Origin of the sequence: Pseudomonas sp. 5P_5.1_Bac1 (assembly GCF_025466015.1) — a bacterium.
Lineage (GTDB): Bacteria > Pseudomonadota > Gammaproteobacteria > Pseudomonadales > Pseudomonadaceae > Aquipseudomonas.
This window is the reverse complement of sequence record NZ_JANLNX010000036.1, coordinates 31,828-55,569: the sequence shown is the minus strand read 5'-3', so window position 1 is coordinate 55,569 and position 23,742 is coordinate 31,828. Positions and strand designations below refer to the sequence as shown.

General features: G+C 61.6%; 25 protein-coding genes. 3 read left to right on the top strand and 22 right to left on the bottom strand.

The genetic code is table 11. The features are described 5' to 3' along the window. The 8 genes from pabC to NTD82_RS05925 form a co-directional block, all read right to left on the bottom strand. Positions 1-816, bottom strand: a complete 816-nt coding sequence (gene pabC / locus NTD82_RS05960) for an aminodeoxychorismate lyase (protein ID WP_262128073.1) — start codon at positions 814-816, stop codon at positions 1-3. Next, a complete protein-coding gene (fabF, locus tag NTD82_RS05955) occupies positions 816-2,060 on the bottom strand; it encodes a beta-ketoacyl-ACP synthase II (protein WP_095155616.1) in 1,245 nt (414 codons plus the stop codon). Before fabF ends, pabC begins: the two co-directional genes overlap by 1 nt. A gap of 105 nt (positions 2,061-2,165) precedes the next feature. Beyond that, positions 2,166-2,402 carry an acyl carrier protein gene (acpP, locus tag NTD82_RS05950; protein WP_010223225.1) on the bottom strand — a complete coding sequence of 79 codons (237 nt, stop codon included), beginning with the start codon at positions 2,400-2,402 and terminating at the stop codon, positions 2,166-2,168. A 195-nt stretch (positions 2,403-2,597) separates the two neighbouring features. Continuing rightward, positions 2,598-3,338, bottom strand: a complete 741-nt coding sequence (gene fabG / locus NTD82_RS05945; protein WP_095155615.1) for a 3-oxoacyl-ACP reductase FabG — start codon at positions 3,336-3,338, stop codon at positions 2,598-2,600. A gap of 15 nt (positions 3,339-3,353) precedes the next feature. After that, positions 3,354-4,292 (bottom strand): ACP S-malonyltransferase, encoded by a 939-nt coding sequence (gene fabD, locus NTD82_RS05940; RefSeq protein ID WP_262128072.1) that lies wholly within the window; start codon positions 4,290-4,292, stop codon positions 3,354-3,356. Positions 4,293-4,417: 125 nt separating this feature from the next. Then, the gene (gene plsX / locus NTD82_RS05935; RefSeq protein WP_095155613.1) at positions 4,418-5,428 is read right to left on the bottom strand and encodes a phosphate acyltransferase PlsX; all 1,011 of its coding nucleotides are present in this window, start codon (positions 5,426-5,428) and stop codon (positions 4,418-4,420) included. Positions 5,429-5,431: 3 nt separating this feature from the next. Then, the gene (gene rpmF / locus NTD82_RS05930) at positions 5,432-5,614 is read right to left on the bottom strand and encodes a 50S ribosomal protein L32 (protein ID WP_010447173.1); all 183 of its coding nucleotides are present in this window, start codon (positions 5,612-5,614) and stop codon (positions 5,432-5,434) included. Between the two features lie 13 nt (positions 5,615-5,627). Next, a complete protein-coding gene (locus tag NTD82_RS05925; protein WP_095155612.1) occupies positions 5,628-6,155 on the bottom strand; it encodes a YceD family protein in 528 nt (175 codons plus the stop codon). Positions 6,156-6,345: 190 nt separating this feature from the next. On the opposite strand from NTD82_RS05925, the gene NTD82_RS05920 reads away from it, so the two are divergent. Continuing rightward, positions 6,346-6,924, top strand: coding sequence for a Maf family protein (locus NTD82_RS05920; RefSeq protein WP_095155611.1), 579 nt, complete (start codon positions 6,346-6,348; stop codon positions 6,922-6,924). A gap of 49 nt (positions 6,925-6,973) precedes the next feature. On the opposite strand, the gene NTD82_RS05915 is transcribed toward NTD82_RS05920, so the two are convergent. Genes NTD82_RS05915 through rluC form a run of 3 tightly spaced genes read right to left on the bottom strand, consistent with a single transcriptional unit; the run spans position 6,974 to position 9,586 of the window. Beyond that, positions 6,974-7,957, bottom strand: coding sequence for a S49 family peptidase (locus NTD82_RS05915; RefSeq protein WP_095155610.1), 984 nt, complete (start codon positions 7,955-7,957; stop codon positions 6,974-6,976). 2 nt (positions 7,958-7,959) lie between these two features. Continuing rightward, entirely contained in the window at positions 7,960-8,640 is a 681-nt protein-coding gene (locus NTD82_RS05910; RefSeq protein WP_262128071.1) for an HAD-IA family hydrolase, read from the bottom strand. Further along, a complete protein-coding gene (gene rluC, locus NTD82_RS05905) occupies positions 8,630-9,586 on the bottom strand; it encodes a 23S rRNA pseudouridine(955/2504/2580) synthase RluC (protein ID WP_262128070.1) in 957 nt (318 codons plus the stop codon). Before rluC ends, NTD82_RS05910 begins: the two co-directional genes overlap by 11 nt. 741 nt (positions 9,587-10,327) lie before the next feature. Between rluC and rne the strand changes: the two genes are divergently transcribed. Then, a complete protein-coding gene (gene rne / locus NTD82_RS05900; RefSeq protein ID WP_262128069.1) occupies positions 10,328-13,546 on the top strand; it encodes a ribonuclease E in 3,219 nt (1,072 codons plus the stop codon). Positions 13,547-13,646: 100 nt separating this feature from the next. On the opposite strand, the gene murB is transcribed toward rne, so the two are convergent. The 8 genes from murB to NTD82_RS05860 all read right to left on the bottom strand — a co-directional run bounded on the left by murB (position 13,647) and on the right by NTD82_RS05860 (position 20,460). Next, positions 13,647-14,666 carry a UDP-N-acetylmuramate dehydrogenase gene (gene murB / locus NTD82_RS05895; protein WP_262128068.1) on the bottom strand — a complete coding sequence of 340 codons (1,020 nt, stop codon included), beginning with the start codon at positions 14,664-14,666 and terminating at the stop codon, positions 13,647-13,649. Beyond that, entirely contained in the window at positions 14,663-15,127 is a 465-nt protein-coding gene (locus tag NTD82_RS05890) for a low molecular weight protein-tyrosine-phosphatase (RefSeq protein WP_262128067.1), read from the bottom strand. The genes murB and NTD82_RS05890 overlap by 4 nt, the downstream gene beginning before the upstream one ends. After that, a complete protein-coding gene (kdsB, locus tag NTD82_RS05885; protein ID WP_095155605.1) occupies positions 15,127-15,891 on the bottom strand; it encodes a 3-deoxy-manno-octulosonate cytidylyltransferase in 765 nt (254 codons plus the stop codon). Before kdsB ends, NTD82_RS05890 begins: the two co-directional genes overlap by 1 nt. Next, a complete protein-coding gene (locus NTD82_RS05880; RefSeq protein WP_028633616.1) occupies positions 15,888-16,073 on the bottom strand; it encodes a Trm112 family protein in 186 nt (61 codons plus the stop codon). Before NTD82_RS05880 ends, kdsB begins: the two co-directional genes overlap by 4 nt. Positions 16,074-16,111: 38 nt before the next feature. Beyond that, on the bottom strand, positions 16,112-17,119 hold the full coding sequence (lpxK, locus tag NTD82_RS05875) for a tetraacyldisaccharide 4'-kinase (RefSeq protein ID WP_095155604.1): 1,008 nt from the start codon (positions 17,117-17,119) through the stop codon (positions 16,112-16,114). Next, the gene (locus tag NTD82_RS05870) at positions 17,119-17,550 is read right to left on the bottom strand and encodes an ExbD/TolR family protein (protein WP_095155603.1); all 432 of its coding nucleotides are present in this window, start codon (positions 17,548-17,550) and stop codon (positions 17,119-17,121) included. The genes lpxK and NTD82_RS05870 overlap by 1 nt, the downstream gene beginning before the upstream one ends. Beyond that, positions 17,547-18,185, bottom strand: a complete 639-nt coding sequence (locus tag NTD82_RS05865; RefSeq protein WP_175653649.1) for a MotA/TolQ/ExbB proton channel family protein — start codon at positions 18,183-18,185, stop codon at positions 17,547-17,549. Before NTD82_RS05865 ends, NTD82_RS05870 begins: the two co-directional genes overlap by 4 nt. 64 nt (positions 18,186-18,249) lie before the next feature. Further along, positions 18,250-20,460 (bottom strand): DNA internalization-related competence protein ComEC/Rec2, encoded by a 2,211-nt coding sequence (locus NTD82_RS05860; protein WP_262128066.1) that lies wholly within the window; start codon positions 20,458-20,460, stop codon positions 18,250-18,252. Positions 20,461-20,615: 155 nt separating this feature from the next. On the opposite strand from NTD82_RS05860, the gene NTD82_RS05855 reads away from it, so the two are divergent. Next, entirely contained in the window at positions 20,616-21,155 is a 540-nt protein-coding gene (locus NTD82_RS05855; protein WP_095155600.1) for a DUF2062 domain-containing protein, read from the top strand. Here NTD82_RS05855 and NTD82_RS05850 read toward each other — a convergent pair. From NTD82_RS05850 to NTD82_RS05840, 3 genes are all read right to left on the bottom strand, one after another. Continuing rightward, positions 21,123-21,902 carry an ABC transporter permease gene (locus tag NTD82_RS05850; RefSeq protein ID WP_095155599.1) on the bottom strand — a complete coding sequence of 260 codons (780 nt, stop codon included), beginning with the start codon at positions 21,900-21,902 and terminating at the stop codon, positions 21,123-21,125. The genes NTD82_RS05855 and NTD82_RS05850 overlap by 33 nt on opposite strands. Then, entirely contained in the window at positions 21,899-22,831 is a 933-nt protein-coding gene (locus NTD82_RS05845) for an ABC transporter ATP-binding protein (protein WP_262128065.1), read from the bottom strand. The genes NTD82_RS05850 and NTD82_RS05845 overlap by 4 nt, the downstream gene beginning before the upstream one ends. Before the next feature lie 145 nt (positions 22,832-22,976). After that, a complete protein-coding gene (locus tag NTD82_RS05840; protein WP_262128064.1) occupies positions 22,977-23,600 on the bottom strand; it encodes a glutathione S-transferase family protein in 624 nt (207 codons plus the stop codon). Positions 23,601-23,742: the final 142 nt, after the last annotated feature.

Below are 23,742 nucleotides of genomic sequence, written 5' to 3'. Positions count from 1 at the left end.
TCAGGCATCCAGTAGCGTACGGGCAATGGCCTGCAGTTTACGGGTGAGAGGCCCCGGCGACCAGTTCAGCGATGCAAATGAACGCACCGGCCAGATGCCGTAGACACTGTTGCAGACGAACACTTCATCGGCCTGCTCAAGGTCTGCCATCGACAGGTCGGTGACGCTCACCGCGACGCCCTCCCCGGCCGCAGCCTCCAGCAAGGCCGCACGCATCACCCCGGCGACACCGCAGCGACTCAGGTCAGCGGTCAGCAGGGCATTGTTGCGCACCAGGAACAGGTTGCTGTAGACCCCTTCGATCACCCGACCCGACACATCAAGCATCAATCCTTCTGCGTACTCGGTGCCCTGCCATTCAGCACGAGCCAGGACCTGCTCCAGGCGATTGAGATGCTTGAGACCCGCCAACAAAGGCTGCTCGGCCAATCGGGTACGACAGGCAAAGAGGCGGACCCCCTGCTCGGCATGCTCGATGGGATATGCGGGGGCAGGATTGCCCTGGAGGATACGGCGCGGAATCGCACCTGCGGCGGCGGCGTAGCCTCGCTGGTTATCACCCCGGGTGAGAATGAGCTTGAGCACGCCATTGCCAAGCAAGGCGGCGTATCGACACAGCTCATCACGAATCAGCGCGTGATCAGCCTCGATCGCCAGGCGCTGGCAACCCAGCGCCAGGCGGTCGAGGTGATATTCGAGCAGGGACGGTCGCCCTGCGATGACAGCGATGGTCTCGAACAGACCATCGCCGTAAGCCAGGCCGCGGTTGTGCAGCGCCAGGGAATCGGCACTGTGACCATCGACCCAGGCTTGCATCAGTCCGCGAACCGGCGGAACACCAGCGAACCGTTGGTACCGCCAAAGCCGAACGAGTTGGACAGCACCACATCGATGGGCATGTTGCGCGCCTCATGCGGAACGAAATCCAGGTCACAACCCACATCGGGCTCGTCCAGGTTGATGGTCGGTGGCGCCACCTGCCCATTGATCGCCAGGACACTGAAGATCGCCTCGACAGCACCCGCAGCACCCAGCAAGTGACCGGTCATCGACTTGGTCGAGCTGACTGCCAGCTTGTAAGCGTGCTCGCCGAACACCGACTTGACCGCAGCAACTTCCGCCAGGTCACCCGCCGGCGTCGACGTGCCGTGGGCGTTGATGTAATTGACCTGGGCCGGGTCGACACGTGCATCACGCAGGGCGTTGGCCATGCAGCGAGCAGCGCCAGCGCCGTCTTCGGGCGGCGAAGTCATATGGTAGGCATCACCGCTCATGCCGAAACCGACCAGCTCGGCGTAGATGGTTGCGCCTCGAGCCTTGGCGTGCTCCAGCTCTTCCAACACCAGGGCGCCGGCACCGTCGGACAGTACGAAACCGTCGCGGCCTTTGTCCCAAGGACGACTGGCGCGAGTCGGCTCGTCATTGCGGGTCGACAGTGCGCGCGAAGCACCAAAGCCGCCCATGCCGAGCCCGCAGGCAGCCATCTCGGCACCGCCGGCAATCATGACATCAGCTTCGCCGAAAGCGATGTTGCGCGCCGCCATGCCAATGCAATGAGTACCCGTGGTACAAGCCGTGGCAATGGCGTAGTTAGGCCCCTGCACACCCAGGTGGATGGACAGGAAACCGGAAATCATGTTGATGATCGAACCAGGCACGAAGAACGGCGAAATACGCCGCGGGCCCTGATCATGCAAGGTACGGCTGGTTTCTTCGATATTGGTCAGGCCACCGATGCCTGAACCCATGGCCACGCCGATACGCTCACGGTTTGCATCGGTAACTTCCAGGCCGGCGTTACGAACCGCCTGAAAACCGGCAGCCAGACCGTACTGAATGAACAAATCGAGCTTGCGAGCTTCCTTGAGCGACAGATACTGCTCAACCTCGAAGCCCTTTACCGAGCCGCCAAAACGGGTGGAGTAGGCAGAAAGGTCTGTATGCTCGATCAGACCAATGCCACTGCGGCCAGCCAGAATGCCCTGCCAACTGCTCGGTACATCGGTACCCAATGGCGACAGCATACCCATACCGGTGACCACGACGCGTCTACGCGACACAGCACTCTCCTTATTCTGGATGTCTACATTTCTCGCAAAGAAAAAACCGCACGCCAGCAAAGGCAGTGCGGTTTTTCCCTGACAAGAAGCAACGACTACAAAGTCTTAAGCCTGGTGGCTGTTGACGTAGTCGATAGCAGCTTGAACAGTAGTGATCTTTTCAGCTTCTTCGTCAGGAATCTCGGTCTCGAATTCCTCTTCCAGAGCCATCACCAGCTCAACGGTATCAAGGGAATCGGCACCCAGATCTTCTACGAAAGAAGATTCGTTTTTCACTTCTTCTTCTTTAACGCCCAGTTGCTCGGCGACGATTTTCTTGACGCGTTCTTCGATGGTGCTCATACCTTGTTTTCACTCCTAATGGACATATGTCAGGCAGCTGGCCGGTGTGTAAGTTTATAGAAAGACGCCTGCTTTTCAAGCGTAAAGCGCCCTTCGAACATGACACCTGCCGGCTGCCTAGAATTTGATTGCAGCTTTATAACGGATTTTAGTCAGCTCGTATGACATTTTTTTAAAGCAATCCGTCACATTTGACTACATGTACATCCCGCCGTTGACTGGAATGGTTGCGCCAGTCACGTATGCCGCGCCGTCGGATGCCAGGAACGAAACCACTTTCGCGATTTCATCAGCCTGCCCCAGACGACCCAGCGGAATTTGCGTCTGCAGCGCTTCGCGCTGAGCTTCCGGCAACTCACGGGTCATGTCGGTATCGATAAAGCCGGGAGCCACCGAGTTGACGGTGACGGCGCGGGAACCGACTTCGCGAGCCAGCGCACGGCTGAAGCCTTCCAGGCCGGCCTTGGCCGCAGCATAGTTCACCTGGCCAGCATTACCCATGGCACCTACCACCGAGCCGATGCTGATGATACGACCCCAACGTGCCTTGGTCATGCCACGCAGAACGCCCTTGGACAAACGGTAGAGGCTGTTGAGGTTGGTGTCGATGACATCGAACCACTCGTCGTCCTTCATCCGCATCATCAGGTTGTCGCGGGTGATACCGGCGTTGTTCACCAGGATGGTCGGTGCACCGAACTGCGCCTGAATGGCAGCCAGAACCGAGCTGACAGATTCATCGCTGGTGACATTAAGTTCCAGCCCGGTACCCGTGATGCCGTGCTCCTTCAGGGTGGCAGCAATGCGCTCTGCACCCGAAGCGGAAGTGGCGGTACCGATGACGGTTGCGCCCTGGCGCCCCAGCTCCAGTGCGATGGCTTGACCAATACCACGGCTGGCGCCGGTGACCAATGCAACTTTACCTTGCAGACTCATGCAAGCTCTCCTAATTCAGGCCAGCGCCGCACGGGCGGCGGCGACGGCATCCGGGGTATTGAGGTTGTAAGTGGTTACGCCATCGGCGCACCGCTTGTTCAGGCCGGCCAGAACCTTGCCCGGGCCACACTCGACCAATTGCACCGCGCCCTTGCCGGCCAGCGCCTGTACGCACTCGACCCAGCGGACCGGTTTGTAGAGTTGTTCCAGCAGATCACGCTTGAGGGTATCCAGGTCGGTCGCCACGCCAGCACTGACGTTCTGGACAACCGGAATCTCGGGAGCTTTCCACTCGATGGCGTTGACCGATTCGGCAAAGCGCTCGGCAGCCGGACGCATCAGTTCACAGTGCGATGGAACGCTGACCGGAAGCGGCAGCGCACGCTTGGCACCGCGAGCCTTGCAGCCCTCGATGGCACGCTCGACCGCAGCCCTTGCACCGGCGATGACAACCTGGCCTGGCGAGTTGAAATTGACTGCGCTGACCACTTCGCCCTGGGCCGCTTCGGCACAAATGGCGACAACATCAGCATCGTCCAGACCAAGAATCGCCGCCATGGCGCCTTGCCCGGCCGGAACGGCCTCCTGCATCAGTTGACCGCGCCGCTCGACCAGCCTGACCGCGTCAGCCAAAGTCAGGCTGCCGGCGGCGACCAGGGCACTGTATTCACCCAGGCTGTGGCCCGCGACAAAAGCAGGACGCGCACCACCTTCAGCCAGCCACAGACGCCACAGGGCGATAGAGGCGGTCAGGATGGCGGGCTGGGTTTTGTCGGTTTGATTGAGTTGCTCTTCCGGGCCGTTCTGGATCAAAGCCCAGAGATCGTAGCCCAGAGCCTCGGAGGCCTCACGGAAGGTGTCGATGACCAGCGGGTGCTGGGCGCCCAGCTCGGCAAGCATGCCGAGCGACTGCGAACCTTGACCAGGAAAGACGAATGCGAGGGATGCAGACATTGAACAAGCCCCTAGTGATCTTGTCGTCGAAAATTAAGTGTCCAGCCGTAGCTGGACACAAGAAACTGAACGTTGGATGGTAACGAGAACCAAGCGGTCACATTTAACCACTTCCTTGCGAATGCCTAAAGCAACAGATCCTCGAGACGCCCGTGCAAGCGTTGCGGCAGGTTCTCCTGGATTTCGATCAGCGCGCGCTGGATCGCACTTTGAAAGCCCTGGACACCGGCCGAACCGTGGCTCTTGATGACGATACCCTGCAGCCCGAGAAAACTTGCGCCATTATGCCGCGCCGGAGCGAGGTCGGCCTGCAGGCGCTTGAGCAGTGGCATGGCCATCGCCCCCACCAACCGCGTGGCGATCCCGCCGCGAAACAAGGCCTCGATACGCGCGGCGATCATGGTCGCCAACCCTTCGCTGGACTTGAGCAGAATATTGCCCACAAAACCGTCACACACCACCACATCCGCCTCACCACGATACAGGCCGTCACCCTCGACAAAACCGATGTAGTTGAGGCCGCGCGCCTGCTGCAAAAGGCTTGCCGCAAGCTTGACCTGCTGGTTGCCCTTGATGTCTTCCGTACCGATATTGAGCAACGCCACGCGCGGTCGGCTGATACCCAACGCCTGAGCCGCCACCGAACCCATTACCGCGAACTGATAAAGATGCTCGGCACTGCAGTCGACATTGGCCCCCAGATCGAGCAACTGGCAATAACCAGTCTGGGTCGGGATCGCCGCCACCATCGCCGGGCGATCAATACCTGGCAACGTTTTAAGCACGTACCGTGAAAGCGCCATCAGCGCACCGGTATTCCCGGCACTGACACAGGCCTGCACCTTGCCATCGCGCAATAATTCGAGGGCCACGCGCATTGATGAGTCGGGCTTGCCACGCAATGCCTGCGAGGGACGCTCGTCCATGCCGATCACTTCGCTTGCCGCAACGATTTGCAGACGCGCGCGATCCGCAGCCGGTTGGCCAACGATCAGGTCTTCAAGAAGGGAGGGTTGACCGACGAGGGTCAGGTGAAGCGAGGGTGTAGCAGAAAGGCAAGCAAGACTCGCCTGAACAATGCTGCGGGGACCGAAGTCCCCGCCCATTGCATCAACCGCAATGATCTGAGCGGACAAGGATTACTCGTCAGCGCCCTTGTCGATCACTTTACGACCACGGTATACGCCTTCTGGCGAAACGTGGTGGCGCAGGTGAACTTCACCGGTGGTTTTTTCTACGGACAGTGCGCTGGCCTCGAGGGCGTCGTGCGAACGGCGCATGTCACGGGCAGAGCGGGATTTTTTGTTCTGCTGAACAGCCATAATTGATTAACTCCTAAACGTTTGGGTCACGCTTTAACTGCGCCAATACACTGAACGGGTTGGACCGCGTTACCTCGTCCTCGCTCGATTCGGGCTCATCGGCGCCCGCCGGCTGCTGGCATTCTTCCGGATGATGAGCAGGCACAATGGGCAAGGCGAGCAGAAGCTCTTCCTCGATCAATGCCTGCAGATCCAAAGGATCCTCGCCCAGTTCCAGCACGTCATAACCTTTCGGCAACGACTGGGTATTCGCACCCTCCTTCACCACAACGTAAGTACATTCGCTGTGGATCGGCAGGGTGACCAGCTCAAGACAACGCTGGCAAACCATCTTGACCTCGACGTTCAAGTCGGTGTGTACAACCACCGAGTTCTGCTCGTCTCGTTCAAAATCGAATTTGGCCTGCACCGTACCGACATTGTCGGAAAGCGGGTCGCAGAGTCTCTCCAAACTGGCAAGCGTTACGTTTCCTTGGATGGAAACGCCACGATCGGCCAATTTGCGCGGGTCAACGTGAGGTGGAATCGGGTCATTCAACATAGGCGCAGCATTCTAGGGATGCCCCCCGCCCCTGTCAAAGGAAATTCAGCCCAGTTCAACATGTTAGGATCTGTACGAAATGCATTCGAGCGAAGGCCAGGCCCGTTTTCAACGCAGCATGGGGCATGGGGCGAGTTCGGATGCATTTCGTACAGAGCCCTGAATCGGCCAATCTGCACTGGAGTAACTCATGCTGCCCTTGATACTGGCTTCCAGCTCCCCTTACAGGCGCGAATTGCTGGCGCGCCTGCAACTGCCCTTCGACTGGGCCTCGCCAGACATCGACGAGCGCCGCCTGGACGAAGAGCCTGCCGTTGAGCTGGTCAAGCGCCTCGCCCGGGAAAAGGCACACGCCCTGGCCCAGCGCTATCCCACACACCTGATCATCGGCTCCGATCAAGTGGCGGTCCTCGGCGAACAGATCCTCGGCAAGCCGCACACCTTCGACAAAGCCTGCGAACAACTGCTTGCTGCCAGCGGAAACCATGTCACCTTCCTGACTGGCGTCGCTCTACTCAACAGCGATAGCGGGGAATGCCAGGTCGACTGCGTGCCCTTCACCGTGCACATGCGTGAGCTTGACCTGGCGCGCATCGAGCGCTACCTGCACATCGAGACGCCCTACGATTGCGCAGGAAGCTTCAAGTGCGAAGGCCTGGGCGTGAGCCTGTTCCAGAGCACCCACGGCAGCGACGCCACCAGCCTGATCGGCCTGCCACTGATCCGCCTGGTGGACATGCTTATAAAAGAAGGCGTCAGCATCCCTTGACCCAATAAAAAGCCGGCCCCTCAGGACCGGCTTTTCATCGCACCAACAATCAGCGCAGCGTCGGACCCTGGAAGCCCATCCACATGGCCAGGTGCTCAGCAACGCTGGCACCCAGACGCTTGGAAAAGCGATCAAACGGCGACTCCTTGACGGTAAAGTCCACCAGATCCTTTTCGCCCACGACATCCCGCGCCACATAGCCCGCACTACCCAAGGCATCTACCAGGCCCAGGCCTACGGCCTGCTCGCCAGACCAGATCAACCCGCTGAACAGCTCAGGGTGCTCCTTGTCTTTCAGGCGCTCGCCACGGCCCTGCTTCACGCTGGCGATGAACTGCTTGTGAGTGGTTTCCAGCACACTCTGCCAGAACGCCGTCTCTTCGGGCTTCTGCGGTTGGAACGGGTCAAGGAACGCCTTGTGCTCCCCTGCCGTGTAAGTCCGCCGCTCGACACCGAGCTTTTCCATGGTCCCGACAAATCCGTAACCGGCAGCCGTCACACCGATCGAACCGACGAGACTGGCCTTGTCGGCATAGATCTGATCAGCCGCGCTGGCGATGTAGTAAGCACCGGAGGCGCCCAGGTCGGTGATGACCGCATAAAGCTTGATATCGGGATACTCGCCCCGCAAGCGACGAATCTCGTCGTAGACGTAACCGGACTGTACCGGGCTACCACCAGGACTGTTGATACGCATGACGACAGCTTTGGTCTTGGGATCCTTGAAGGCCGCGCGCAGGCTGGCAATGAGGTTGTCAGCACTGGCTTCTTCCTGATCGGCAATCACACCACGCAATTCCACCAGCGCGGTATGCCCGGAACCACCAACCGCCCCCTTCTCCATATCCATCAACGGCGTCAGCAGGAACAGGAGGCCGAACAGGTAGAGAAAGGTCAGCAGCTTGAAAAATATCCCCCAACGCCGCGCTCGGCGCTGCTCCTGCACACCGGCCAGCAGAGTTTTCTCCAGCAACTTCCAGCTTTTGCCATCTTCGCTCTGCTCTTCGCGAGGCGCCTTCCACTCATCGACCATGCTTACCTACCCTGGAGTTCCGGTGCAGCAACCCGACCAAGCCAGGCCTGCAACTGTGAGAAGTGTTCGATAGACAACTGCGGTTCATAAACGCTCAGCGCTTCCAGCGACATTGCCCCATAACCCACCGCCACCGAGTGCATCCCGGCGTTTTGCGCCATGAGCAGGTCGAACGAAGAGTCCCCGACCATCAAGGCACGGGACGCGGGGACTTGGCAATGATCGAGAATTTCCTGCAGCATCAACGGATCAGGCTTGCCCCGACTCTCATCGGCAGCGCGGGTGATATCGAAGAAATCCTCCCAGCCATTGGCCCGCAGCACTCGATCCAGCCCCCGCCGGGCCTTGCCGGTAGCCACTGCCAGACGGTAGCCCTCGGCGCGAAAAGCGTCCAGCGCGTCGATAACACCGGGAAACAGCGGCGAAGGCTGGTCATCCAGAGCCATGTAGATATCGGCGTAGTGCTGACGGAATGCCATGACTTCGGCCTCCACCAACTCGGGGTACAGCGTGCTGATCGCCTCAGGCAGCGCCAGACCAATGATGCCCTTGACCGCGTCGCCCTCGCACAATGGATAGCCCGCACGCTGCGCGGCAGCGTGCATCGCCTCGACAATGCGACCGATCGAGTCGGCCAGCGTGCCGTCCCAATCGAAAATCAGCAGATCGTAATCACGCTGCACTCAGTCGCTCCACGGTCTGGGACCACATTTCATCCACCGGCGCCTCAAGCTTCAGCTCACCACCATCCGGCAGCGGCACGGTCAGGGCATAAGCATGCAGGAACAGACGCTTGCCACCCAGCTCGCGGATTTCCCGCGTGAAGTCTTCGTCGCCGTATTTGCTGTCGCCAGCGATGCAGTGCCCGGCGTGCAAGGCATGCACGCGGATCTGGTGGGTCCGACCCGTGATGGGGCGAGCCTCGACCATGGTTGCGAAATCACCGAAACGGCGCAGGACGCGGAAGATCGTCAGCGCCTCCTTGCCCTCTTCATTGATCTCGACCATCCGCTCCCCGGAGCGCAGGTTGCTCTTGAGCAACGGAGCATTGACCTGCTTCTTGGCGGTCGCCCAGTGTCCGCGAACCAGAGCCATATACCGTTTGTCGATGCCGTCGCCGCGCAACGCAGTATGCAGATGGCGCAACATGCTGCGCTTCTTGGCGATCATCAACAGCCCGGAGGTGTCACGGTCCAGGCGATGGACCAGCTCCAGCTCCTTGGTGTCAGGACGCAACTGCCGGAATGCTTCGATCACGCCAAAGTTCAGGCCGCTACCACCATGCACGGCGATGCCGGCCGGCTTGTTGAGCACGATCAGCGCCTTGTCTTCGTAGACAATGGCGGCTTCCAGTCGCTGCAACAGGCCCTGGGCTACCGGAACCGGTGCGTCGCGCTCAGGCAGACGAACGGGCGGGACACGGACAACATCGCCGGCCTGCAGCTTGTATTCAGGCTTGATCCGACCTTTGTTAACCCGCACTTCGCCTTTACGCACAATGCGGTAAATCAAGGTCTTGGGAACGCCCTTGAGGACGTTGATGAGGAAATTATCGATGCGCTGGCCGGCAAGTTCCGGCGCGACTTCAATCAGTTGAACACTGGAAGCCGGGGGGGTATTGGTCGTCATTTGCGGGATCATAACAATTTTTTATGGATTTGAAGCACTTAATGATTGCTGCTATAGTCGCGAACGCCGCCAAAAGCGGCTGGCCAGCGGACCAATGGCTTCAAGCCTGCCCTGACCTACGCAATTCTTGAGGACGCGAGGCCGTCCGACGGGGCTTTCGCCAGTTTACAGAAATGCCTGGAATCGCCACCAGCACCGATGAGAGAAGACCGATAAAAAACAATAAGAGCGGTATTTGACCCTCCCACCCCGTTTTTTTTCGATGCCACTCCTTCAGTGCCAACGCTTCCACGCAGTCATGGCGAATACTTCGGAAATACCAGCCTTAGCCATGAAAATGCGCGGGCTCCCGAATTGAGCCGGCGATAAATGCAACCCGTTGCGGATTCAGCGCGCGGCAGCACCCGACTTTCAGGGATACGTGTAGGGTGGAGATGCACAACCGTCGGACCGTGTAGTACCGCGTCCAACCCGCGGGCCTCTGGCTCCGCGACAGGACCTGGTCTTGATCGAGATGCCCCCGGGCGTCCATGGCCGAAGGCTGATTCCTCCTCCTGACTGAGTGCATGACACCACAGCAAGCAGGAAGCGTCGTCGCGGTTTCGTGAGCACTGGATATCAGTCGACCGAATACCGCTGGACACGGGATGGTTCGCCACCCCTGACGCACCTGACACCGACCGTGAAGAAGTCGTGTGTGCCGAACGCCGTTTCCGGCAGCCCGGAAACCGACGGTATTACATGAAAAGAATGCTGATTAACGCGACTCAACCCGAAGAGTTGCGCGTTGCTCTGGTAGACGGCCAACGCCTCTACGACCTGGACATCGAGTCCGGTGCCCGCGAGCAGAAGAAGGCCAACATCTACAAAGGCCGGATTACCCGTATCGAACCCAGCCTCGAAGCCGCTTTCGTCGACTTCGGCTCCGAGCGTCATGGTTTCCTGCCCCTGAAAGAAATTTCCCGCGAGTACTTCAAGAAGTCGCCCGAAGGCCGGGTGAACATCAAGGAAGTGCTGAGCGAAGGCCAGGAAGTCATCGTCCAGGTCGAGAAAGAAGAGCGTGGCAACAAGGGCGCCGCCCTGACCACCTTCATCAGCCTCGCTGGCCGCTATCTGGTCCTGATGCCGAACAACCCGCGTGCCGGCGGTATCTCCCGCCGCATCGAAGGCGAAGAGCGCAATGAACTGCGCGAGGCCCTCAACGGCCTGGTAGCCCCTGCCGACATGGGCCTGATCGTTCGCACCGCCGGCCTTGGCCGCAGCAGCGAAGAGATGCAATGGGACCTGGATTACCTGCTGCAACTCTGGACCGCGATCAAGGAAGCTTCGCAAGACCGCTCCGCGCCATTCCTGATCTACCAGGAAAGCAACGTCATCATCCGCGCCATCCGCGACTACCTGCGCCAGGACATCGGCGAAGTGCTGATCGACAGCATCGATGCCCAGGAAGAAGCCCTGACCTTCATCCGCCAGGTCATGCCGCAGTACGCCAGCAAGATCAAGCTATACGAAGACAGCGTTCCGCTGTTCAACCGCTTCCAGATCGAAAGCCAGATCGAAACCGCCTTCCAGCGTGTAGTCGACCTGCCGTCCGGTGGCTCGATCGTGATCGACCCGACCGAAGCCCTGGTTTCCATCGACATCAACTCGGCGCGCGCCACCAAGGGCAGCGACATCGAGGAAACCGCGCTGCAGACCAACCTGGAGGCGGCCGAGGAAATCGCCCGCCAACTGCGTCTGCGTGACATCGGCGGCCTGATCGTCATCGACTTCATCGACATGACGCCGGCCAAGAACCAGCGTGCCGTCGAAGAAAAAGTCCGCGAATGCCTCGAAGCCGACCGCGCTCGCGTTCAGGTCGGTCGCATCTCGCGCTTCGGCCTGCTGGAAATGTCCCGTCAGCGCCTGCGCCCTTCCCTCGGCGAGAGCAGCGGCATCGTTTGCCCACGTTGCAGTGGCACCGGCATCATCCGTGACGTCGAGTCCCTGTCGCTGGCCATCCTGCGCCTGATCGAAGAAGAAGCCCTGAAGGACCGCACCGCCGAAGTCCGCGCCCAGGTCCCGATTCCGGTCGCCGCCTTCCTGCTCAACGAAAAACGCAACTCGATCACCAAGATCGAACTGCGTACTCGCGCCCGCATCATCATCCTACCGAACGATCACCTCGAGACGCCGCACTTCGAAGTCCAGCGTCTGCGCGATGACAACCCGGAAGCCCTGACTGGCCAGTCCAGCTACGAAATCGCCGCTGCCGAGGTTGAAGAAGTTCAGCCAGCCGCCGCGACCCGCACCCTGGTTCGCCAGGAAGCTGCGGTCAAGACTGCCCCGGCCCGCGCCAACGCCCCGGTACCGGCCGCTGACGAGCAACCTGCTCCGGCCCCTGTGCATGTCGCACCGGAACCAAGCCTGTTCAAGGGCCTGGTGAAATCGCTGGTCAGCCTGTTCGCCGGCAAGGATGAGCCTGTCAGCGCACCTGCTGCTGCCGAGAAGCCTGCCGCCGAGCGCCCGCAGCGCAACGAAGAGCGTCGCAACGGTCGCCAGCAGAGCCGCAACCGCAACGGTCGTCGCGACGAAGATCGCAAGCCACGCGAAGAGCGTGCGGAACGCGCCCCACGTGAAGAGCGTCAGCCTCGCGAGGAAGTGCAGAACCGCGAAGAGCGCGCACCTCGTGCCCCACGCGAAGAACGCCAGCCGCGTCCACCGCGTGAAGAGCGTCGTCCTCGCGAAGACCGTCCGGTCCGCGAACTGCGCGAGCCACTGGATGCCACCCCTGCCGTTCGTGAAGAACGTCCTGAGCGTGCGCCACGCGAAGAGCGCCAGCCGCGTGAAGAACGTGCACCACGTGAAGAGCGCGCACCGCGCGAAGAGCGTGCACCTCGTGAGGAACGCGCTCCACGTGAAGAGCGTGCACCTCGTGAAGAACGCGCCCCCCGCGAAGAACGTGCACCACGCGAGGAGCGCCAGCCGCGTCCACCGCGTGAAGAGCGTCAGCCACGCCCTGCCGAGCAGGTAGAAGAGGCTGCTGAAGAGCAACTGCCAAACGAAGAACTGCTGCAGGACGATAACCAAGAAGGCGCCGAAGGCGAACGTCCACGTCGCCGCTCCCGCGGTCAGCGTCGTCGCAGCAATCGTCGTGAGCGCCAGCGCGATGCCAATGGCAACGTCGTGGAAGGCAGCGAAGATGGCACCGACGAAGACCTGGAGCCTACCGGCGCCGAACTGGCTGCCGGCCTGGCCGTAACGGCCGCGGTAGCGACCAGCAACATCAGCGCCAACGCCGAGGCGCAAGCCAACGAGCAAGCCGAGCGCGCTACTGCTGTAGTTGAAGAAGCGGTCAAGCCAGTCGAAGCAACCTCCCTGCAAACTGAAATCGCAGAAGTTGCCGAAGCGGTCCAGCCTGCTGCCGAAGCGGTCGAAACCAGCATCGCGCCGGTCGTCGAGCAACCCGTCGCCGTAGTCGAAGTTGTCGAGCCGACTGCCGCTCCGGTTGTTGAGGTCGTCGAAGCTGCACCACAGCCAGTCGAAGCCCCTGTCGAGGTGCCTGCACCTGTCGAGGCCGAGCCAGTCGCCGCTGTGCAACCTGAAGTTCAGGAGCCAGTAGTGGTGGTCGAGCCGGTTGCTGCTGAACCCGCTCCGGTAGAAACCCCAGCTCCGGCGGCCCCAGCCGTTGTTGCCGAGGAAGTGCCGGCAGAACAGCCAGCCGAAACCGAAGCACCGGTAGCAACCCTGGCGAATGGCCGTGCACCTAACGACCCTCGTGAAGTGCGTCGCCGCAAGCGTGAAGCCGAAGCAGCCGCTGCTGCTGCGGCCAGCGCCGCGGTCGCTGCCGAGGTAGTTGTTGCCGAGGCCGAACCGGTTGTCGAGGCTCCGACCCAGCAGGAAGAAACGCCTGCCGACGCGGTTGAAGCGCCAGCTCCGAAGACCCTGGAAACCACGGAAGAACAGAAGCCACTGTTCTAACGCCAAGGCAATAAAAAGCCCCGCCAGTGAAAGCTGGCGGGGCTTTTTTATTCAGCCTTGAAAAAAGCGCGGAGCATCAAGCCCTCCGCGCCCAAAAACCTCAGTACAGATTCGGCTCCATCTCCAGCTCGACACCAAAGCGCTTGAAGATATCAGCCTGGATCTTCCGGGCCAGCTCATGCAACTGCGAGCCGCTGGCTTGACCATGATTGACCAGCACCAGCGCCTGCAACTGGTGCACACCAGCATCGCCATCGCGATACCCCTTCCAGCCCGCCGTTTCGATCAACCAGCCCGCAGCCAGCTTCACCTGGCCGTCAGCCTGTGGATAACCCACAAGACTCGGTTGATCCAGACGAATACGCGCCGCCAGTTCAGCACTGATCACCGGGTTCTTGAAAAAGCTCCCGGCGTTGCCCAACTGCGCCGGATCCGGCAGTTTCTCCCGGCGAATGCTGCAGATGGCGTCGCTGACCTGCTGCGCGCTCGGCTGTTCGATGCCGTGCTCGCTGAGACGCTGACGTACAGGCCCGTAATCCAGATGCAGCGGCGCGTTGCGGCCCAGCGCGAAGCGCACCCGCAAAATCACCCAACGCCCCGGGTTACGCTTGAAGTAGCTGTCGCGATAAGCGAAGTCGCACTCTTCCAGGCTAAAGTCGCGCAACTCGCCGGTCTGGCGGTCCAGCGCGGTCAGGCCGGCGAAGACATCCTTGATTTCGACGCCATAGGCGCCAATGTTCTGCATCGGCGCCGCACCCACGGTCCCCGGAATCAGGCTCAAATTCTCCAGCCCGACCAGACCATGCGCCAGCGTCCACTGCACGAACGGATGCCAGGGCTCGCCCGCTTCCGCCTCAACCACCACCCGCCCGGCATCGTCGGACAGCAGCCGGATACCGGAACTGTCCATCCGCACCACCAGCGCCGGAATGTCCTGAGTCAGCAGCAGGTTACTGCCACCGCCAATCACCATCACGGGCAATTCATGCTCGCCGGCATAGGCCAGCAAACCACGAACGTCGTCATCGCTGCGGGCTTGGGCGAAGTAACGCGCCTTCACCTCGATACCGAAGCTGTTGAACGGTTTGAGGGAGACCTGAGATTGCACGGCCGCGCTCATAGACGCCCCTTCAATTCGATAACCAGCCTGCGGCACGCCGCCTCGATCAGGTCGAGCACCTGCTCGAAGCCCTGTTCGCCGCCGTAGTAAGGATCCGGAACTTCATCGATAGCGCCGTCGTAGCGACGCAGGAACAGGTCCAGTTCAGCGGTGGCGTGTCCTGGGCGCAGGCTCTTCAGGTTGGCAAGATTGCTCTTGTCCATGGCCAGGATCAGGTCGTACTCGTTGAAGTGCTCGACGCGGACCTGCTGCGCACGCTGGCTGGACAGATCGTAACCGCGCAGTTGCGCGGCACGGCGGGTGCGGCTGTCGGGCTGCTTGCCGACATGCCAGTCACCGGTCCCGGCCGAGGCAACTTCGATCACATCGGCAAGCCCGGCTTCCGTCAATTGATGACGCAGTACACCTTCGGCGGTCGGCGAGCGGCAGATATTGCCGAGGCAAACGAACAGAACGCGCATCAAGCCTCCAGCAAGCGCCGCACGCGCTCCAGGTCTTCCGGGGTATCAACGCCAACAGGCGGCGCTTCCAGGGCATCGGCCACATGAATCCGCACGCCATGCCAAAGCGCTCGCAGTTGTTCCAGTGCCTCGGCCTTCTCCAGCCAGCACGGGCCCCAACCCACGAAGTCCTGCAAGAAACCCGCGCGGTAGGCGTACATGCCGATGTGGCGACGATAAGGCACGCCTTCAGGCAAGCGGTCACGGCTCTTGGCGAAGGCATCGCGAGCCCAGGGCAACGGCGCCCGACTGAAAGTCAGGGCCAGGCCGTTGCAGTCGGCGACCACCTTGACCACGTTGGGGTTGAACAGCGACTCGACGTCTTCGATAGGCTCGCCGAGGGTGGCGATGCCTGCCTCCGGATGCTCGGCCAGGTTGGCCGCCACCTGGTCGATGATCGAGGGCGGGATCAGCGGCTCGTCACCCTGAACGTTGACCAGGATGGCATCGGCCGGCAGGCCCAGGGCGGCGGCCACTTCGGCCAGGCGGTCGGTGCCGGATTCATGGTCTTCACGGGTCAGCAGCACCTCGGCACCGAAGGCCTTGCAGGCCTCGACAATGCCGGGATCGTCGGTGGCGATGACCACCCGGGCGGCACTGCTTTTACGCGCCTGCTCCCAGACATGCTGGACCATCGGCTTGCCGGCGATGGGCAGCAACGGCTTGCCTGGCAGGCGTGTCGAGCGCAGGCGGGCCGGGATCACGACAGTGAAGGCAACGCTCATTTGTCCAGGCGCTCGTCATCAGTAAGGGTACGGGCTTCGCTTTCCAGCATCACCGGAATGCCGTCCCGAACCGGATAGGCCAGGCCGGCGCCCTTGCTGATCAGCTCGGTCTTGTCGGCGCTGAGCTTGAGGGGGCCTTTGGTGATCGGGCAAGCGAGGATATCGAGCAGTTTGGTGTCCATTGAAAGTCCTCAGGCGTGTGGCCGGAAACAGAAAAGAATCAGGGCTGCCGGGCCGGCAGCAGGCGCGTCAGTTGCTCATCGAGCCAACGCACGAAAGCCGGCGACGGCTGTGCGTCGACGGCAAGGTACCACCAGTCCGGCGCGGCGAAACTGCGGCATTTCACAGCATCCTTCTCGGTCATCACCACCGGCAGCGTCGGACTGAAGCTCAGGGCTTCCGGGCTGAAGGCGGCGTGATCGGCGAAGGGATGCGGCACAGGCTGCCAGTTTAGTCCCTGCAAGGTATTGAAGAAACGTTGCGGGTTACCGATGCCAGCCACGGCATGCAACGCCTGGCCAGCGGGGAAGTGATCCAGCGGGCGGCGCTCGCCGCTGCTCAGGTTGACCAGCGCGGTGGGCTGGAGAGTGAACGCGAAACCGTCTTCGCGATCTGCCGCAGCCCCGTTGTAGAGCAGCGCATCGACCTCTTGCAGACGCTCGACCGGTTCACGCAATGGTCCCGCAGGCAGACAACGGCGATTACCGAGACCGCGGGCAGCATCGATCAGCACCAGTTCCAGGTCGCGAGCCAGGCGATAGTGCTGCAGGCCGTCGTCGCAGAGAATCAGGTCCAGCGGCTCGGCCTCAAGCAGCGCACGCACCGCTTGCGAACGGTCCGGGTCGATCATCAGCGGCACACCGCTGCGCTGGACGATCAACAGCGGCTCGTCACCGGCCTGACTGGCCGGCTGGTCGGCGCGTACCCGCCAGGGCAACTGTGGCGGCGTGGCGCCGTAGCCACGGCTGACGACGCCAACGCGCAGGCCGCGCTGGCGACAATGCTCGATCAGAAAGAGAATCAGCGGGGTCTTGCCGGTGCCGCCTACGGTGATGTTGCCCACCACCAGCACCGGCACGGGCGCGCGGTAGATATCACCCTGCCCCGCCAGAAAACGCTCGCGCTTGCCGCGCACCACCTTGCGGTATAGCGCTTCCAGCGGGGACAACAGCGCAAGCAGTGGATGGCCTTTATACCAGGCCTCCAGCAGGCGATCGGCGAAAGCCATCAGGGCGTCCCCGGCGCAGCCTCGACCGTGGTCATGCGCAGGTGGCTGAAGCCGAGCTTGCCGGCCGCGTCCATTGCAGTCACCACGGCCTGGTGCGGTGTCTTGCCATCGGCGCTGATCGCCAGCGGCAACTTGGTGTCACCACCCGCTTCTTTTTGCAGCGCTTCGGTCAGGGTTGCCAGGTCGCTCTTGGGCAGCAGGTGGTTGTTCACCGAATAAACGCCTTCGGCGCTGATGGTGATTTCCACCAGCTTCTGCTCGGAGTCCGGCACCGGCGCACCGCTCGCGGCCTCTGGCAGCTCCACGCGCAACTGGGTTTCGCGGGTGAAGGTGGTAGTCACGACGAAGAACAGCAACAGGATGAAGACCACATCGATCAACGAAGCCAGGTTGATATCAACGTTCTCGCGTTGCTTGCGCCGAAATTTCACGCCTTGCTCCCGGCAGCCAGATCAACGTCACGGTCGCCCTGCACCACCTCGACCAGCTTGATCGCTTCCTGCTCCATCCCGACCACCAGTTCATCGATCCGGCGCTGCAGGAAACGGTGGAAGAACACCGCAGGAATACCGACCATCAGGCCCGCAGCCGTGGTGATCAGTGCCTTGGAGATACCGCCAGCGAGAACTGCGGCATTGGTGGTCATGCCTGAGCCCATGAACGAACTGAAGATATCGATCATGCCCAGCACGGTGCCGAGCAGACCCAGCAACGGCGCCATCGCGGCGATGGTGCCGAGGGCGTTGATGTAGCGCTCCAGTTCATGGATGACCCGGGCAGCAGCCTCCTCAATGCACTCTTTCATGATCTCGCGACCATGACGGGAGTTGGCCAGGCCTGCGGCGAGGATCTCGCCCAACGGCGAATCGGCACGCAGCGCCTTGAGCTTTTCAGTGTTGAGCTGCTTGTCCTTGATCCAGCGCCAGACCTGCCCCAGCAGGTGTGGCGGCGTGACACGACTGGCGCGCAGGGTCCACAGGCGTTCGGCAACGATAGCCATGGCAGCGATGGAACTCAGAATGATCGGCAGCATCATCCAACCACCGGACTTGACCAATTCCCACACTTTAAGGACCCCCTCGGAAAAAGTTCTGCACTCTACCATAGGGGGCCGTGGCTGCCGAAGACTGTCACGTCGGTTCGCGCCAGAAACGGCGCTGCTCGCGCAGGCCATGGGGCGCGCCGAAACTGCCCAGGCGCAGGCGTACCGCACCCAGCAGCGCGCTGTCGTAGGTAGCGATGCCCAAGGCCGCGTACCGAGCCATGACCAGCGGCGCGGGATGACCGAAACCGTTGTGACGTCCGCGAGAGATCAGCACGCCGCGAGGCGCCAGGGTTCTGAGGAAGCGCGAGCTGGAAGAACTCTTGCTGCCGTGATGTGGCGACTGCAGCCAGTCCACCGGGCCGGCCTGAAATCCCTCCAGCCACGCCTGCTCGGCATGACGGTCGATATCGCCGGCCAACAGCAAACTTTCACCGCTGGCCTCGACGCGAAGGGTGCAGGAATGCTGGTTGCTGTCAGTGGCCTGCGTCCACTGCCAAAGTGAAAACCGCACGCCATCCCACTCCCATTGCTCTGCGCTGCTGCACGGTTCGGCCTGCAGCGCTTCGGCCATCTCGTCCGGTTCGCCACCGAGCACCCTGCGCACCGGCAAGCCACGCTGCACCGCGAGCGCGCCACCGGCGTGGTCAGCATGGGCGTGACTGAGCACGATCAGGTCCAGGTCCTTCACTCCCAGCTTGTGCAGGGTCGGCAGCACCACCAACTCGCCAAGGTCCACCTCGGCCCGCGTCGGGCCTGCATCAAAGAGCATTGCGTGCTGACGGGTGCGCAAGACGTAAGCTTGCCCCTGTCCGACATCCAGTTGCCAGACCTCCACCTGCCCCTCGGGAATCCCCTCACGTGGAGTGAAACCGGCCAGCAAGAGCAACGGCCAACCAAGCACACGCATCGGCAGCCCGCTGGGCAGCAGCAACAAAAACGCCCCGACAGCCATCAGGAGCCAGCTCCACAGCGGCAATTGCGGGGCGATCCAGGCCGGTTGCCAGGCGGCCAGCCAAGCGAGCAGATCGAAAAGGATGTTGAGCAGTGCACCGGCCAACCAGAGCAGGCTTTCGCCAATGATTGGCAGCGGCAGAAACAGCGTACCCAGCAGTGCCAGCGGCAACACCAGGATACTGAGCCACGGCACCGCGAACAGATTGGCCAGCGGCGCGCTGAGGCTGACCGGCAGCCCAAGCGCAAGCAACACCGGCAGCAATCCAATCGCGATAAACCACTGCGCCCGCCCCCAGGCCAGCCACGCCGACCAGGCACCGAGGCGGCCGCTGAAAATCAGCAACAGCACCGCCACCGCCGCGAACGACAACCAGAAACCGGGCAACAAACTGGCGAGGGGTTCGAACAACAGCACGCCATTGAGGGCAATCAGCAACGGCCAGGCGATGCCAAGGTGCCGGTAGCGCAAGCGCCACGCCAGCACCACCGCGAGCATGATGCAGGCCCGCTGCACGGGCACCTGGAAACCGGCCAGCAAGCCATAGCCGAGCGCAGCGGCGAAGGCCAGCCCGCAGGCCCACGGCAACCACGGCAGGCGCCGCGGCCACCAGCCCAGTCGCGCCAAACCACTGACCAGCGCGTAGACCAGCCCCGCGAGCAAGCCGATATGCTGCCCGGAAATCACCAACAGATGGACCGTGCCGGTGGCCTGCAAGGTCTTCCAGTCCTCCCGCTCAAGCCCCGCGCCGTCACCGAGCACCAACGCAATCAGTGCGCGTTCGCGGCCATCGGCATCAACCGCCAGCAGGCGCTGGCGAATGCCATCACGCCACGCCGCACTGGCAAGCCCCAGCCGCTCGCCGGCCTTGACCGTCCCCAGCGCGCCGATGCGTCTGGCCAGCAACACCGCCTGCGGATCGGTCGCATGAGGATTGAGCAAACCGTGTGGGCTTTTGAGACTCACCGCCAGGCGCCAGCGCTCACCACTCCTGACCGGCGGCCCCTCCGGCCAGCTCAAACGCAGCAGATGTGGTAGCTCGGCGCGGCGGGATTGCGCCTCGGCCAACTCGAAACGGACACCACGCTCGCCCTGCTCCGGCAGCCCGACCACCTGCCCTTCGAGCCATAGCGTGCGGCCATCCAGATCTCGCGACAGACGATCATTCAGCGCGCTCTGGGCGCACAGACAAGCCCAACACAGGCCAAGCAGGAAAAACGCCAACGGGAAGGTGCGCCGCCAGAGGCAAACCAGCCCCAGCAACGCGAAGATGGCCAGCCAACCGACGGACGGCAGCTCCGGCATGAATCTCAGGCACAACAGCCCGAGCGCGAGCGACAACATCCCTGTGCGCGTCATTTGCACTCCGATTGAACAAAACCCCTCCGCAGGCTTAGATCAACACGGACCAACGCTCACTTATTAATTGTCACAAAGTCTGAATAGTCACTACTTGTAATACGTGCATACTTGCCCACTTCCGACCGCCGAGACCCCACATGCCGCGTCGACTTTTCAAACGCTACATGCCCGATCCGACGAGCATCCGGGAACACAAGTCCTTACGATTCCTCGGTCGGCTGCTGCATGACGCCAACCTCTGGCACCTCAATCGTCATTCGGTGGCCCGGGCCATGGCAGTTGGTATTTTCGCCGCCTTCATTCCGATTCCGATGCAGATGTTGCTGGCTGCCAGCCTTTCGATCCTGGTGCGCGGCAACATGCCGATCGCCGTCAGCCTGGTCTGGCTGACCAATCCGATCACCATGCCGCCGGTGTTCTATTGCACCTATCAGATGGGCGCCTGGTTGATGCAGATTCCGGCCCGCACGCTGCCGGAAGAAATCACCTTCGAATGGATCACCGACCAGTTATCCACATTGTGGCAACCCTTCCTTCTCGGTTCGGTCGTGTGCGGCGTGCTGCTCGGCGCCCTGGCCTACTGCCTGACCATGCTCTACTGGCGCTGGTGGGTAGGCCGGCAGTGGCGCCGGCGCAAGGCGAAATCAGCTGCGCATTCCACGTCCGCTGATCAGTAGGCGAACACACCCGAAATACAGCACCGCGGTGGCGACCAGCATGAAGGTGATGGCAACGCCGATACGGATATCGGACACGCCGAGAATGCCGTAGCGGAACGAGTTGACCATGTGCAGCACCGGGTTGGCCATCGACACGGTCTGCCAGAACGGCGGCAGCAGGTTGATCGAATAGAACACCCCGCCGAGGTAGGTCAGGGGCGTCAGGACGAATGTCGGAATAATCGAGATATCGTCGAAGTTGCGCGCAAAGACCGCGTTGATGAAGCCCAGCAGCGAGAAGATCGTCGCGGTCAACAACACCACCAGCACCGTCACCCCCAGGTGATGCACCTGCAGATGGGTGAAGAACAGCGACAGCAAGGTCACGATCACCCCCACCGCCAGCCCGCGCAGCACGCCGCCAAGGGTGTAGCCGATCAGAATGGTGTGCGGAGAGACCGGCGAAACCATCAGCTCTTCGATGGAGCGCTGGAACTTGCTGCCGAAGAAGCTCGACACCACGTTGCCGTAGGAGTTGGTGATCACCGACATCATGATCAGCCCCGGCACGATGTACTCCATGTAGGTGAAGCCACCCATGTCACCGATCTGCCGGCCGATAAGGTTACCGAAGATGACGAAGTACAGAACCATGGTGATCGCCGGCGGCAGCAGGGTCTGCGGCCAGATCCGGGTGAACCGACGTACTTCGCGGTAAACGATGGTGTTGAGGGCGACCAGATTGGCGCGCAGTTCCGAGCTCATATCGCCACCTTGGAGAGATTCTTTTCAACCAGGGACACGAACAACTCCTCGAGACGATTGGTCTTGTTGCGCAGGCTGATCACTTCGATGTTCTGCAAGGCCAGTTGGCCGAACAGCGCGGTGATGCCCACTTCCTTGTCGACCTGGACTTCCAGGGTGTGCGGATTGATCAGGCGGCTGGGATAACCGGCCAGTTGTGGCGTCTGCGCCAGGTCATGCTTCAGGTCGAGCACGAAGGTTTCGACATGCAGCTTGCCCAGCAGTTGGCGCATGCTGGTGTTTTCGACAATGGTGCCGTGATCGATGATGCCGATGTTGCGGCACAACTGTTCAGCCTCCTCCAGGTAGTGCGTGGTCAGGATGATAGTGATGCCCTGCTGGTTCAGTTCGGTGAGGAAGCCCCACATCGAACGGCGCAGCTCGATATCCACACCCGCCGTCGGCTCGTCGAGGATCAGCAGACGAGGCTGATGGATCAGCGCGCGGGCGATCATCAACCGGCGCTTCATGCCACCCGACAGCGAGCGCGACGGCACATCGCGCTTGTCCCACAGCCCCAGTTGCGTCAGATATTGCTCGGCGCGCTCGTTGGCCACCTTCGGCGGAATACCGTAGTAGCCGGCCTGGGTGACGACGATGTCGAAGGTCTTTTCGAACTGGTTGAAGTTGAACTCCTGAGGCACCACGCCGATGCTGCGCTTGAGTGCGGCGGGCTGGCGGTCCAGGTCGTGACCGAAGACACTGACGCTGCCGCTGGTCTTGTTCACCAGGGTCGAGAGAATGCCGATGGTTGTGGATTTGCCGGCGCCGTTGGGGCCGAGCAACGCGAAGAAGTCACCTTCGGCGACGTCCAGATCAATGCCCTTGAGGGCCTGGAAGCCGTTGCCGTAGGTCTTGGTTAGCTGCCGAATGGACAGAGCAGAACTCATAGCGGTTTTTTGCACCGTTGGAATTGTTCGTGAGTCAGGCGGCGAACGGGCGCACCCGTCGCATTAATGCGGGCCATGGTGCAAGCCCCGGCCACACAAGTACAGTCAAGCCTATCGATAATAACTATCGCATTGAGCGAAGCTTTCAGGTCAGCGCGGTCATGACCGCCGCCTGGTAAGCCGGACGCTCGCGCAGGCGCTCGTACCAGGCGCGCAGGTGACGCATCTCCGGCCGCTCGATGGGCATCTCGAACCAGGCGTAGGCGAAGCAGCCCAAGGGGATGTCACCCATCCCCGGCTCCTGGCCGGAAAGGAATGGCTGGGACGCCAGCGTCTCGTCGGCAATCGACAGCAGTTGCGCGCAGGTCTTGTGCGCGGCATTGATCGCCACCCAGTCACGCTGGTCTTCCGGCGTACGCAGGATGCCCCAGAACAATGGGCGAAATGGCGTCGCCAGCGACGACGTGGTCCAGTCCATCCACTTGTCGGCCTTGGCGCGCTCGACCGGATCCTCCGGATACCAGGCGGTGCCCGGTGCATGTTTCGCGCCCAGATAGCGGACGATGGTATTGGACTCCCAGAGCACCAGGCCATCATCTTCGATCATCGGCACCAGACCATTGGGGTTGAGTGCGCGGTAGTGCGGTTCATTGACCTGCCCGAACGCACCACCGGCGTCCACAGACTGGAAATCCAGCCCCAGTTCCTGTGCGCACCACAATACTTTCCTGACGTTGCTGGAATTCTTCCGGCCCCAGATCTTGAGCATGACGACATCCTGATATCTGCAAGGGACGCCCAGTCTACTCCAGCGTGACGCCCAGGCAATCGCCGAGCAGTCCCGGCGAACTCCACCGCCAACAACCTGTCACTGTTCAGACAATGCCGTTCGGCAGAGGCCGGCTACGCTC